The organism is Asanoa siamensis, from assembly GCF_016862555.1.
Taxonomy (GTDB): domain Bacteria; phylum Actinomycetota; class Actinomycetes; order Mycobacteriales; family Micromonosporaceae; genus Asanoa; species Asanoa siamensis.
Genome location: NZ_BONE01000035.1, coordinates 16454 through 28949 on the forward strand (window position 1 = coordinate 16454; position 12496 = coordinate 28949).

Sequence of the window (12496 nt, forward strand, 5' to 3'; positions counted from 1 at the left end):
GCGCCGCGCCTATTCTGCGGCCAGTCCGTTACGTCGGATCACTTCGGCGTACCACCTGGCGCTGCTTTTCGGGGTGCGGAGCTGGGTCGCATAATCGACATGAATCAGGCCGAAACGCTTCGTGTAGCCCCACGCCCATTCGAAATTATCCATCAGCGACCAGGCGAAGTAGCCCCGCAGGGGCACCCCGGCCGTGATCGCCTGGTGGCAGGCGCGCAGGTGGGCGTCGAAATAGGCGACCCGATCGGGATCGACCACCTCCCCGTCGACCACCGCGTCGACGAACGCGGCCCCGTTCTCGGTGACGTAGAGCGGCACCGCCGGGTACTCGTCGCGCAACCGGGTCAGCGTCTCCACCAGGCCCGGCGCGTCGATCTCCCAGTTCATATCGGTGACCGGAACGCCTCGGGTGACAAACCGGACATCCCCACTGCCCGGCCACGACGTCGCCCCCGACGAGGACGCACCACCGCCGGCCACGACGTGCCGGCTGTAGTAGTTGACGCCCAGCATGGCCGGCGGCGTGGAGATGATCGCCAGATCCCCATCGCGCACGTGGGACATATCGGTCACATCTGCCAGATCAGAAACCACATCCGCCGGGTACGCGCCGCGCAACAGCGGGTCGAGGAAGAACCGGTTCGCCAGCCCGTCGATCCGCCGTGCCGCGTCGACGTCCGCGGGCGCCTGCGACGCCGGCGACACCGCGTACAGGTTCAGCGTGATCCCCGCCTGGCCCACCGACCGCAACGCCAGCCCGTGCCCGAGCAGCAGGTGGTGCGCCGCCCGCACCGCCTCGGCACCGTCCGTCCGCCCCGGCGCGTGCACCCCCGAGCCGTAGCCCAGGAACGCCGAGCACCAGGGCTCGTTGAACGTGGTCCAGAACCGGACCCGGTCACCCAACGCCTCGTGGGCGAGCGCCGCGTAGTCGGCGAACCGCAGCGCCGTGTCCCGCGCCGGCCAGCCGCCGGCGTCCTCCAACTCCTGCGGCAGGTCCCAGTGGTAGAGCGTCACCCACGGCTCGATCCCGTTGTCGAGCAACTCGTCGACGAGACCGCGGTAGAAGTCCAGCCCGCGTTGGCTGGCGGGTCCGCTGCCCCGCGGCTGGATCCGGGGCCAGGACAGCGAGAACCGGTACGACCGCAGCCCCAGGTCGGCCATCAGCTTCACGTCGTCGCGGAACCGGTGGTAGTGGTCGCAGGCGACGTCGCCGGTGTCACCGCCGACCGTGCGCCCCGGGGTGTGGCTGAAGGTGTCCCAGATGGACGGTGTCCGTCCGTCCTCGGTGGCCGCCCCCTCGATCTGGTAGGCCGCGGTGGCGGCACCCCAGAGGAACCCGGGCGGGAACGCGATCGTCACGACTTGACGGCACCTTCCATGATGCCGCCGATGATCTGACGGCCGAAGAACACGAACACGAGCAGCAGGGGTACGGTCCCGACGGCGGTCGCCGCGAAGACCTGTGCGTAGTCGGTGTAGTAGGCGTAGGACAGGAACGCGAGCGAGACCTGCAACGTCGGGTTGTCGTTGGTCAGCACCGCGTACGGCCAGAGGAACTGGTTCCAGGTGTCCATGAAGGTGAGCAGCCCGAGCACCGCGGCGGCCGGGCGCAGCGCGGGCAGCACGACGTTCCAGTAGATGCGCAGCGTGCTGCAGCCGTCGACGCGGGCCGCCTCGATCAGCTCGTCGGACACCGCCTGCGTGGCGTACTGCCGCATCATGAACACGCCGAACGCGCTGACGAGGAACGGCACCGTGACCGCGTAGAGGGTGTCGTACCAGTTCAGCTCCTGCATCATGCCCCAGAGCGGGATCAGGCCGAGCTGGGTCGGCACCATCATCGTCACGATGGTCAGCAGCAGCAGCGCGCCGCGGCCACGGAACCGCAGCTTGGCGAACGCGAAGCCGGCCAGCGTGCCGGTCAGCACCACCGCGACGGTGACCACTGTGGACACGATGACCGAGTTGACGATGCCCTTGACGAAGTTGGCGGCGTCGTTGTCGAGCACCCGCTGGAAGTTGGCCCCGAAGGCGTCGCCGGGGGTGATCGGCGGCGGCACGGAGTTGATGGCGTCCAGGCTGCGGGTGGCGATGACGAACATGTAGTAGAACGGGTAGATCGACGCGAGAACGCCGATGACCAGCGCGATGTAGGTCAGGGGGCTGGTCTTCCAGAGGCGGGCGGAGGCCGCGACCATCGTGCGCTCCCTCATTTCACGGTACGGCGGACGACGGCCAGGTTGATGGCGGCGATGATGCCGATGAGCACGAACAGCGCCCAGGCGATCGCGGCGCCGTACCCGGCGGTGTTGAGGCTGTTGATGCCCTTCTCGTACATGTACATCGCGACCGTCTGGAACTCCCGTTGCGTCCCACCGCGCATGTTGCCGTTGCCGAACACCAGCGGTTCGGTGAACAGCTGCAGCCCGCCGAACGTGGAGAGCAGCACGACGAACACGAACGTCGGCGTGAGCATCGGCAGGGTGATCCGCCAGAACTGGCGCCATTGGTTGGCGCCGTCGAGCGCGGCCGCCTCGTAGAGGTCGCGCGGGATCGCCTGCATGCCGGCCAGCAGGATCAGCGCGTTGTAGCCCGTCCACCGCCAGTCGACCATGAACGCGATCGCGATCCACGAGCTCCACCGTTGCGCGTCCCAGTCGATCGGATCGACGCCGACGAGGCTGAGCAACCAGTTGGCGACGCCGAAGTCGCGCTGGAAGATCATGGCGAAGACGATCGCGACCGCGGCCACCGAGGTGATGTTCGGGACGAAGATGGCCATCCGGAACAGCGTCTTGCCCCGGAGCTGGGTGCGGTTGAGCAGGTTCGCCAGGAACAGCGCCAGGGCCAACTGCGGCACCGTGGCGACCACGAAGATGCCGAGCGTGTTGACGACCGAGTTCCAGAAGTACTCGTCCTGGAGCAGGGCAGCGTAGTTGTCGAACCCGATGAAGGTGTGCTCACCGATCAGGTCCCAGTCGTGCAGTGACATCCAGGCCGTCCGCAGCATCGGATAGAACCCGAAGATGCCGAAGACCACGAAGAACGGTGCGATGTAGAGGTACGGCGAGTACTTCATGTCCCAACGGGCGCGCTTGGCCCCGCGGGTCGAACGGTGCCGGTGTGGCTTCGCCGGTGGGGACGGCGCCGGGCGCGCGGGCGTGGCGAGTGCCATCTGGGTCCTTTCTCCGACCGTGCGGAAGGGCCCCTTGTCGCAAGGGGCCCTTCCGGGGTCGTTCCGTCAGAAGGCGCCCTGCGTGGCGGCGTCCTTGATGAACTGGTCCCAGGCGGCGGCCGCGTTGGCCTCACCGTTCTCGTACGCCCGTAGCGCCGGCTCCATCGCCTGCTCCTTCACGGCCTGGTGCTTGGGGCCGAGGTGGACGGGCTGGATGCCCTCGACGCTGCCGCCGAAGATCTTGCCGGTCGGCGCGTCGGTGAAGTACGGGTTCGTGTAGGACTGGAACTCCGGGTTCTGCAGCGCCTCGAGGTTGGTCGGCAGTGGGCCTTTGAGCTTGAACGCCGACACCTGGCTCGTCGCGCTGGTCAGCCACTCGGCCAGCTTCGCGGCTTCGGTCTTGTGCTTCCCCCGTTCGGGCACGGCCAGCCACGAGCCACCCCAGTTGCCGGACTTGCCGGGCACACCGGCGACGTCCCACTTGCCCTTGTTCTCGGGGCCCGAGTTGTCCTGCACGATGCCGAGCATCCACGAAGGACAGAACGTCGCGGCGAACGTGCCCTGCTTGAAGCCCGCGCTCCACTCCGGCGACCACGTGGCGGTCTTGGCGGTGATGTTGGCGTCGACCATCTTCAGCGAGGTGTCCCACGCCTGCTTCACGGCCGCGCTCTTGTCCGCGACGACGTTGTCTTCCTTGTCGTAGAAGATGTCGCCGCCGACCTGGAAGGTGATCGCGCTGGCCGCGGTGGTGACCGAGTCGAGCATGCCCTTGCCGGTCTTGTCGCGGTACTTCTTGCCGGTCTCGATGAACGCGTCCCAGTCGGGCCAGAGCGCGGTGACCTGGTCACGCTCGGTCGGCAGGCCGGCCGCCTTGAACAGGTCGCTGCGGTAGCAGACCGCGAGGCTGCCGACGTCGGTGGGCAGGCCGATCAGGCGCCCGTCGGCGGCCTTGCCGAGCTCCCACTTCCAGGGCAGGTATTCCTTGCTGTGGTCGGCCACCAGCGGCGTGAGGTCGGCCCAGTTCGTCGGGTTGATCTTGAACTCGTTGAGGATGCCCTCCTCGAGCGCGACGACGTCGGCGATGCCCTTGCCGGTCGCCAGGCTCCGCACGATCTTGGGGCGGTATTCGTTGAGCTGCGCCGTCTTGCGCAGCTCGATCTTGATGCCGGTGTCCTTCTCGTACTGCTTGACCAGCTCGTCGTAGCCGAACTCGCCGAAGGTCTCGATGACCAGCTTGTCGGGCTTGCCGCCGGCGGTGTCGCCGGTGCCCTCGTCGCTGCCACAGGCAGCGACGCCGAGCACGACGGTGGATGCGGCGGCGAGTGCGACCAGCCTGGTGCGGCGCCGGATGACGCTCATCCAGGACCCCTCTCAGGTCGGAGATGAAGGTGCGGTGGGTGGTCGGCGAAACCCGGGTACGTCGATTTCACGGTCCGCCGGGAGCGCTCCCACGAGATTGCCGAGCAGTTTCGTGTCCGTCAATACCGGTCGCTGGGAGCGTTCCCAAACCGTTATGGGAGCGCTCTCACGAAATGAACGTCGCAATCTGTGGGACCCGCCCTACGCAGCGCTGCGGCCGGCAGGTACCTTCGTTGGCCGTACGGGGGGATGTGATGGTTTTTCATGGCAAGCTCTGGGGAGCCGGCCAGTGGGTCGCACAGTGTGATCCACACGCCGGACCACCGGTTGCGCGTGTTTGTCTCGTCGACCCTGGAGGAGCTGGAGCCTGAGCGCCTGGCCGTCCGGGACGCGATAGCCCGGATGCGGCTGGTGCCCGTCATGTTCGAGCTGGGCGCGCGGCCGCACAATCCCCGCGACGTCTACCGGGCCTACATCGAGCAGAGCCAGCTCTTCGTCGGCGTCTACTGGGAGAGCTACGGCTGGGTCGGGCAGGGCGCCGAGGTCTCCGGCATAGCCGAGGAGTTCCAGGTCGCCGCGCACCTCCCCAAGCTCGTCTACGTCAAGACCCCCGCCCCCAACCGTGACCCCCGGCTCACCGCGATGCTCGACCGCGTCCGCGACGACGCCCGAGTCAGCTACCGGCAGTTCCGCACCGCCGACGAGCTGCGCCGGGTGGTCAGCGAGGACATCGCGCTGCTGCTCACCGAGCGGTTCAACCCGCGGCCCAGCGCGGACGTCGAGCCCGACGTGGGCCCCCGCGACGAGCTGCCCGTGCCGCCCAACCCGCTGCTCGGCCGGCGCATCGAGCAGCGCACCCTGCGCACGCTGCTGACCAGCGACGACGTCCGGCTCGTCACGCTGACCGGGCCCGGCGGTGTCGGCAAGACCCGCCTCGCCATGGAGCTGGGCTCGGAGCTGCGCGGCACGTTCGCCGACGGGGTGCGGTTCGCCGACCTGTCCGGCGTCACCGACCCGGCGCTGGTGCCCGCCGCGCTGGCCCAGTCGCTCGGGCTGCGGACCATTCCCAACCGGCCGCCCCTCGACGACGTCGTCACGTACCTGCGCAACCGCTCTTTGCTGCTGGTCGTCGACAACATGGAGCACCTCGCGGACGCCTCGCCCGCGCTCGCCGCGGTGCTCGACGCCGCTCCCGGCGTCATGATCCTGGCCACCAGCCGGGTTCCGCTGCGACTGACCGGCGAGCACGTGTTCGACGTGCCGCCGCTGCCGGTGCCCCGCCCCACGGAGGACCCGGTGGTCGCCGTCCGCCGCGACGGCGCCGCCCGGCTGTTCGTCGAGCGGGCCCGTGCCGCGAAGGCGGACTTCGCGGTCGGGGCCGGCGAGGCCGCCGCGATCGCCGAGATCGTCCGCCGGCTCGACGGGCTGCCGCTGGCGATCGAGCTCGCCGCCGCGAAGGTGCGCGTGCTGACCCCGCGGGCACTGCTGGACCGGCTGGCCAGCCGGCTCGGCACGCTCACCGGCGGCGCCCGCGACCTGCCCGCCCGGCAGCGCACGCTGCGCGACGCGATCGCCTGGAGCTACCAGCTCCTCCCGCCCGGCGAGCAGGAGCTGTTCGCCCGGCTCGGTGTCTTCGCCGGCGGGTTCGACCTGGACGCCGCCCGCGCGGTGGCCGGCGTGCCGGAGCGCTACGAGGGGCTCGACGCGCTCTCGTCGCTGATCGAGAGCAGCCTGGTCACGCAGGAGCCCGGCGACCACGAGCCGCGCTTCACGATGCTCGGGATCATCCGCGAGTTCGCGCTGGAGCGGCTGCACGACGTCGGCGACTGGCAGGACACCCACGACCGGCACGCCCACCACTACCTGGACTTCGCGGAGCGCACCTCCCCGCCGCTCGGCCGCACGTCGACCAACCCGCAGGCGGCCGCCGAGCTCGAGCTCGAGCACGACAACATCCGCGCCGCGATCGCCTGGTTCATCGAGACCGGCCAGCTCGAGGAGGCGGTGCGGTTCGGCTGGATCATCTGGGTCCTGTGGTGGCTGCGCGGCCACACCGACGAGGGCGCGCGCAACATCAAGCAGGTCCTGGCCCGCGCCGACGAGCTCTCGCCCCGGGCGTACGCCCACGTGCTCTTCGGCGACGGCGCGATCTCGGTGATGACCGGGCAACCGGCGCACGGGCGGGCCCAGCTCGAACGGGCGCTGCCGCTGCTGCGCGAGCTGGGTGACGACGACGCGACCGCGCGGGCGGCCGGCATGCTGGGCCAGCTCGCCATCGCCCGCGGCGAGTACGACCTCGCCCGCGAGCTGCTCGAGGAGACCAAGGAGATCAGCGAGCGGCTGGGCGAGGAATGGATGATCTCGCTCTACTACGCCCGGCTGGGCCTGGTGCCGCTGGCGACGGGCGACTACGCGTCCGCCACCGCCCAGTTCAGCGACGGGCTGCGGGTCGCCCGCAAGACCAACGACTACCTGGGTGAGGTCGTGGCGCTCTACAGCCTGGCCGTCACGACCCTGGCCAAGGGCGACCCGGAGAGCGCGACCGCCTGCCTGGAGTCCGGCCTGCGGGCCGCTGCCGCCAACCAGGACGAGGCGGGCGCGTCGCTCTTCCTGGAGGCGCTGTCCGACCTCGCCGCGCGGCACGGCGCGACCGAGCGGGCGGTCCGGCTGGCCGCGTCCGCGCGGAAGCTGCGCACGCTGGCGAGCGCGGCCTGGATGCGGTCGTACGTGCCGGCGTGGCCGGGCGGTGGCCTCGACCTGGACACCCGCGCGTACGCCCGGACCTGGGCCGAGGGCATGGCCGACAACCTCGGCTCGGCGGTGGCGTACGCACTGGACGGTTCGCGATGATGGGTCGGTGCCGCTGATCCATTCGGTGCCGCTGCGACCGTCCGCCGGGGCGTGCCGCGCGACGCCCGGCCGGCCGGACCCCCGGCTGCGGGGCCTGGTGCTGGGCTACGGCGGGTTCTCCTCGCACACCGGCGCGCCCGTCGCGCACCGCCTCCTGCCGCTGCCCTCGACCACCCTCGTCCTCGCCTTCGACGGCCCGTTCGCCCTGTTCAGCGGGCCGCGGGCGCGGGCGACCGTGGACGGCCCGACCACCTGGGGCCGCGGCGTCTCCGTCGGGCTGACCCCGGCCGGCGTGTCCGTCCTGTTCGGACTGCCGATGAGCGCGCTCGCGGACCAGACCGTGGACTGGCACGACGTGCTCGGGCCGCGGGCCGACCCGCTGGCCGCCCGGCTGGCCGAGGCGCCGTCCTGGCGCGCCCGCTTCGCCCTGCTGGACGCCGCGCTGCTGGCCCGGTTGGGTGAGGGCGCGCCGTCGACCCTCGTCGCCGCCGCCTGGCAGCGCCTGTGCGGGCCGCCCGTCCCGGTGGGCCTACTCGCGTCCCGCCTGGGCGTGAGCCGACGCGCGCTGGAGGTCGGGTTCCGCCGGGAGGTCGGGCTCTCGCCGGGCGCGGTGTCGCGGGTGACGCGGTTCCAGACCGCGCTGACGCTGCTCGGCGACGGTCTCCGCCCGTCGCTCGCTGCCGCGGCGGCCGGTTACGCCGACCAGCCGCACTTCAGCCGCTCCGCGCGCGCGATGGCCGGGCTGACACCGGCACAGCTGTGCGCAATCGTTCAATACCGGCCGCTGCCCGGCGCGTAGCGTGCCCGGCATGACCTCCACCGCACTCGTCACCGGCGGCTCCCGCGGCATCGGCCGGGCCGTCGTCGACCGGCTGGCCGCTGCCGGCCACCGGGTCGTGTTCACCTACGCACGGGACAAGGTGGCGGCCGACGAGGTGGTGGCCCGCTGGCCCGGCACCGTCGCCGTGCGCGCCGACCAGACCTCACTGTCCTGTTTGGACGCCATGTTCGGGCCGGTCCAGGATGGACTCGACATCCTCGTCAACAACGCGGCCGTCATCGTGCCGGCGGCCATCGCGGACGTCACGTCCGAGGAGTTCGACCGGGCGATGACCGCCAACACGAAGGTGCCGCTGCTGGCGATCGGCCGCGCCGCGGCGCTCATGCGCGACGGCGGCCGGATCGTCAACATCTCGACCCTCAACACCGTGTCGCCCGCGCCCGGGAACGTCCTCTACTGCGCCAGCAAGGGCGCGCTGGAGCAGGTCACCGCGGTCGCGGCGCGCGAGCTCGGCCCGCGCGGGATCACGGTCAACACGGTGTCGCCGGGTGCCACCGACACCGACCTGCTGCGGGCCAACAACAGCGCGGAGGAGCTGGAGCTGTCGGCGCGGTGGAGCGCGCTCGGGCGGCTCGGCCGGCCCGACGACGTGGCCGCGGTCGTGTCGTTCCTGACCACACCCGAGGCCGGGTGGCTCACGGGACAGAACATCCGCGCGACGGGCGGGCTGCTGTTCTGAGAGGCTTGTGCCTCATGGAGATCAGAACGGCCGGCCCGGGCGACGTCGCCGGAATCGTGGCCATCGGGCACGAGACCTGGCCCTCGACGTACGCGTTCGCGGGCGCCGACTACGTCGCGTACGGCCTGGCGACGTGGTGGTCCGCCGAGGCGACCGAACGCGCCATCGCGAACACCACGGTCCTCGTCGCGGCCGACGGCGACGACCTGCTCGGCATCGGCAACCTCGACCTGTCCGGCGAGATCCCGATCATCTGGCGGCTGTACGTGCGGCCGGCGGCGCAGGGCCACGGCGCGGGCTCGGCCCTGTTGACCGCCCTGGTCGAGGCCGCGGGCGGCCGTCCGGTGCGGCTGGCCTACCTGGCCGGCAACGACCCCGCGGCCCGCTTCTACGCCCGGCACGGCTTCGTCGAGTCGCACCGCCAGCCGGCCGACCAGCCCGGCTGGCCGGAGTCGGTCTGGCTGGAGCGCCCCGGTGACGGGCTGCTGCTGGCCGCGGTCGTCGAGATGGCTTCCGATGCCGAGGCGGGCCGGCGCTACGAGGACGCGGTGCTGGCGCTGCTCGGCCGGCACGGCGGCGCGCTGGAACGCCGCACCCGGTCGACCGACGGGACGACCGAGGTGCACCTGATCCGCTTCACGTCCCGGGCCGGCCTCGAGTCCTTCATGACCGACCCGGACCGCCTCGCCCACCGGGAGCGGATCGGCGCGGCCGCACCGACCACCCGCGTCGTCGAGGTGGTCGACGTCTGACGCCGGTCCCGCCGATCTAGCTGCGGGGGATCGACTGCTCCACGGTCGCGATGACGCCGGTCGCGTGGGCCGGCGTCATCCGGAGCTGCTCGGCGATCCAGTGGATGGCGTCGCGCTCCGGCTGGCTGAGGGGGCCGTCGGCGAGGGCGATGCGGACCGCGTTGGCGAGTTGGCGCTCGCACGCGTCCTGGGTGAAGTTGGCGGCCAGGGCGCGCAACGGCTCCACCGCGAACTCGGCCGGCTGGGCCGCGTCGGTCGGCACGTGGGCCAGGTCGTAGTCGGTGGCGCCGGCCTCGCGGACCGCGTCGACCGCCGCCCGGGCCGAGGCCTCGGAGACACCGCCGGCGCGCAGCACGACCGCCGCCGCGGCGCGCATGCCCGCCGGGAGCGCGTGGGTGAGCTGCGCCGTCGTCGCGCGGGTCAGCACGATCGGGTCGAACTTGGTGCGGCACGTCTTGCAGCGCACCACCTCGCCGACCTTGTCGAGCGGGATCACCGGCAGGAAGAAGAGCGTGAAGAAGCGCCGCGCGGTGCGGTGCTCGTATTCGCGGTCGCCGCCGCAGTGCGGACAGTGGAACTGCCCGGTGCCGATCAGGCCGAAGATGTAGAAGACCGAGACACCGAAAATGATCATTGGAACTCCGCGTGGGGGGACGGCGAGATCTCGGAACAGTACCAACGGTGGGCCAGGCGTGCCGGCCTGTGGCACCATGTACGGATGATCACCAACCGAAAGGGCGGCGACGCCCTGGCGCGATGACCGCGCCCGCGCGGCGGCGTGACGCCGTGCCAGTTTGGCAGTCAGCGGTGGACATCCGGCGGGAGTGGCTCGATCACGGGCTCTCGACCCGACCCGCCGACCGGGAAGCAGCGGAACGCTCGATGGCCGCGATCTACGCCCGGATCTCCCGACCGCGACCCCGGTTCGAGTGGGTCTCCTCCCCCGCCAAGGCACTCGCCCTGGTCCGGGACTGGCCCACCCTGGACGACCTCTACCGCTGGATCCGCGACCCGGTGGGCCCACCGGCCCTCGCCGGCGACGTGGCCACCGAAGCGTCCCGGTTGCGGGCGGCGCTCAGCGCCGGCGTCAGCCACGCCGACCCGGAACTGTCGCCGGCCCGCCAGCCGGGCAAGAAGAAGGATCCCTGGCCCGAACTGCCACCGCTGGACGCGCTGGCCCGCGGCGTGCCGCTGGCCGTCGTGCTGCACCGGGGCGTACGCGGAGCCCTGCATCGCAGTCTGGGCAAGGGTTTCCGGCAACCGGTCCGGTCGGCGCTGGGCCCGGACGTGCCGGTCTCCTGGTACGGCCAGCAGGACGCGTGCTGGATCGGCTACTACGACACCCTGCACCGCCTCGGCCTCGCCACCTGGAGCAGCGAGACGACCGACCAGTTCGCCGCGTGGTCCACACTCACCCGCTCGTGCGGCTGGTGGTGGCCGGCCACGGACGTCTGCGTGCTGGTCGACCGGCCGGCGCGGGTCGAGGTCGGCCGGGTCGACGGCGGCCTGCACGACGAGGTCGCGCTCACCGCCGTCACCTACCGGGACGGCTGGCGGGCCTAACCGCGCCAGTGCAGGATCTCGAGGGCCGCGCCGACGTCCACGGCGCGGCCCGCGAGCGGCGCCGGCAGCAGGCGGTCGGCCCGGGCCAGCCGGCGCAGCAACGTGTTGCGGTGGGTGAAGAGGCGCGCCGCGGCGCGCGACGCGTTGCACTGCTCGGCGATGAACGTCCGCACGGCGTCCCGGATCTCCGCCGGCGCGGTCTCCAGGTCGCCGAGCGTACGCGTGACGAACCGGTCGGCGCCGGCCGCGTCCTGCGTGACCAGCGCGACCAGTTCCACCTCGGCGAACCCGGCCAGCCGGCGCGTCGAGCCCAGCCGCACCAGCAAGCGCTGGGTCGTCAGGGCGTCCTGGTGACTGCGCCGGAAACCGTCCACACCGGACGCCGGCGCGCCGAGGGCCACCCGCACCGCCGGCAGCCGGTCCAGGGCGACCGACGCCGGCCGGCCGTGCACCCAGACCCACCGGGTCGCGGCGCTGGCGATGACGCTCAGCGGGCGGTCCGGGCCGGCCGCGGCGGCCAGCGCGTCCGCGGCCCGGTCGAGTTGCCGAGGGTCGGCGTCCGGGTCGTCGGTCCAGACGACCGCCGCGGTGTGGGTGCGGTCCAGGGCGTACCCGAGGCGGCTCTCCGCCCCCAGCACCGGCGCCCCGTCCAGCAGCAGGCTCACGGTCTCGCGCCGTTCCGCGTGCGTACCGCTGGTCAATGCCGCCCGTTCCGCCCGCATCCGCAACGAGATCGCGGTGACCGTCGCGTCGACGAACGCGGCGATCGAGCGCAGCGAGACGTCGAGGACCTCCCGCAACTCCGCCGTGTCGGTGGTCAGCGAGCAGGCGATCCGCACCCAGAGCCGGGCCGCGACCGCCTCGCCGACCCGGTAGGCGTCCAGCGCCGACTCGTCGAGCCCGCGGCGCACGAGGTCGCGGGCGATCGCCAGCGGCGCCGCCTCGTCGTTGGCGGGCACGGGCTGGCCGGGCGCCCGGACGTTGGCGGCCGCCCAGAACAGCAGGTTGGACCGGTTGGTGCGGCGGGTCGCGGCGGCGAGCACCGGGTCGCTCGCGATCGGCCGCCGGGCCTCGCCGGCCAGCGTCGCCGCGTCGATCTCGGCGAGCCACTCGGGGCGCGGGTTCAGCGCGACCTCGGCGCCCTGGCGGATCAACTCCCGTACGCGGGGTGATGGGGGTTCCCAGGACATGGCCTGACGCTAGCGGGTGCAGTTCGCACCACACCAGAGCCGACAACGGTGCAGATCGTCCTCGCTCCGGGTGCGACCCACGGCAGA

General features: G+C 71.9%; 11 protein-coding genes. 5 read left to right on the top strand and 6 right to left on the bottom strand.

The features are described 5' to 3' along the window. Positions 1–9 precede the first annotated feature (9 nt). From Asi02nite_RS21565 to Asi02nite_RS21580, 4 genes are all read right to left on the bottom strand, one after another. Positions 10–1359 (bottom strand): GH1 family beta-glucosidase, encoded by a 1350-nt coding sequence (locus tag Asi02nite_RS21565; RefSeq protein WP_239126891.1) that lies wholly within the window; start codon positions 1357–1359, stop codon positions 10–12. Continuing rightward, the gene (locus tag Asi02nite_RS21570; RefSeq protein ID WP_203715671.1) at positions 1356–2198 is read right to left on the bottom strand and encodes a carbohydrate ABC transporter permease; all 843 of its coding nucleotides are present in this window, start codon (positions 2196–2198) and stop codon (positions 1356–1358) included. Before Asi02nite_RS21570 ends, Asi02nite_RS21565 begins: the two co-directional genes overlap by 4 nt. 11 nt (positions 2199–2209) lie before the next feature. Then, positions 2210–3175, bottom strand: coding sequence for a carbohydrate ABC transporter permease (locus tag Asi02nite_RS21575; RefSeq protein WP_203715672.1), 966 nt, complete (start codon positions 3173–3175; stop codon positions 2210–2212). 66 nt (positions 3176–3241) lie between these two features. Beyond that, positions 3242–4534: an ABC transporter substrate-binding protein gene (locus tag Asi02nite_RS21580; RefSeq protein ID WP_203715673.1), complete on the bottom strand. Its 1293-nt coding sequence runs from the start codon at positions 4532–4534 to the stop codon at positions 3242–3244. 264 nt (positions 4535–4798) lie between these two features. On the opposite strand from Asi02nite_RS21580, the gene Asi02nite_RS21585 reads away from it, so the two are divergent. From Asi02nite_RS21585 to Asi02nite_RS21600, 4 genes are read left to right on the top strand one after another with little or no spacing between them, the layout of a single operon-like run. Next, positions 4799–7384: a DUF4062 domain-containing protein gene (locus Asi02nite_RS21585; RefSeq protein WP_203715674.1), complete on the top strand. Its 2586-nt coding sequence runs from the start codon at positions 4799–4801 to the stop codon at positions 7382–7384. A gap of 7 nt (positions 7385–7391) precedes the next feature. Continuing rightward, positions 7392–8183 carry an AraC family transcriptional regulator gene (locus tag Asi02nite_RS21590; RefSeq protein WP_203715675.1) on the top strand — a complete coding sequence of 264 codons (792 nt, stop codon included), beginning with the start codon at positions 7392–7394 and terminating at the stop codon, positions 8181–8183. 10 nt (positions 8184–8193) lie between these two features. Next, positions 8194–8904, top strand: a complete 711-nt coding sequence (locus Asi02nite_RS21595; RefSeq protein WP_203715677.1) for an SDR family oxidoreductase — start codon at positions 8194–8196, stop codon at positions 8902–8904. 14 nt (positions 8905–8918) lie between these two features. Further along, the gene (locus Asi02nite_RS21600; protein WP_203715679.1) at positions 8919–9656 is read left to right on the top strand and encodes a GNAT family N-acetyltransferase; all 738 of its coding nucleotides are present in this window, start codon (positions 8919–8921) and stop codon (positions 9654–9656) included. A gap of 16 nt (positions 9657–9672) precedes the next feature. Here Asi02nite_RS21600 and Asi02nite_RS21605 read toward each other — a convergent pair whose 3' ends face one another. Next, the gene (locus Asi02nite_RS21605) at positions 9673–10290 is read right to left on the bottom strand and encodes a TerB family tellurite resistance protein (protein ID WP_203715681.1); all 618 of its coding nucleotides are present in this window, start codon (positions 10288–10290) and stop codon (positions 9673–9675) included. 173 nt (positions 10291–10463) lie between these two features. On the opposite strand from Asi02nite_RS21605, the gene Asi02nite_RS21610 reads away from it, so the two are divergent. Beyond that, a complete protein-coding gene (locus Asi02nite_RS21610; protein ID WP_239126892.1) occupies positions 10464–11219 on the top strand; it encodes a DUF6745 domain-containing protein in 756 nt (251 codons plus the stop codon). Here Asi02nite_RS21610 and Asi02nite_RS21615 read toward each other — a convergent pair. Continuing rightward, positions 11216–12409: a PucR family transcriptional regulator gene (locus Asi02nite_RS21615; protein ID WP_203715684.1), complete on the bottom strand. Its 1194-nt coding sequence runs from the start codon at positions 12407–12409 to the stop codon at positions 11216–11218. The genes Asi02nite_RS21610 and Asi02nite_RS21615 overlap by 4 nt on opposite strands. Between the last annotated feature and the right edge of the window lie 87 nt (positions 12410–12496).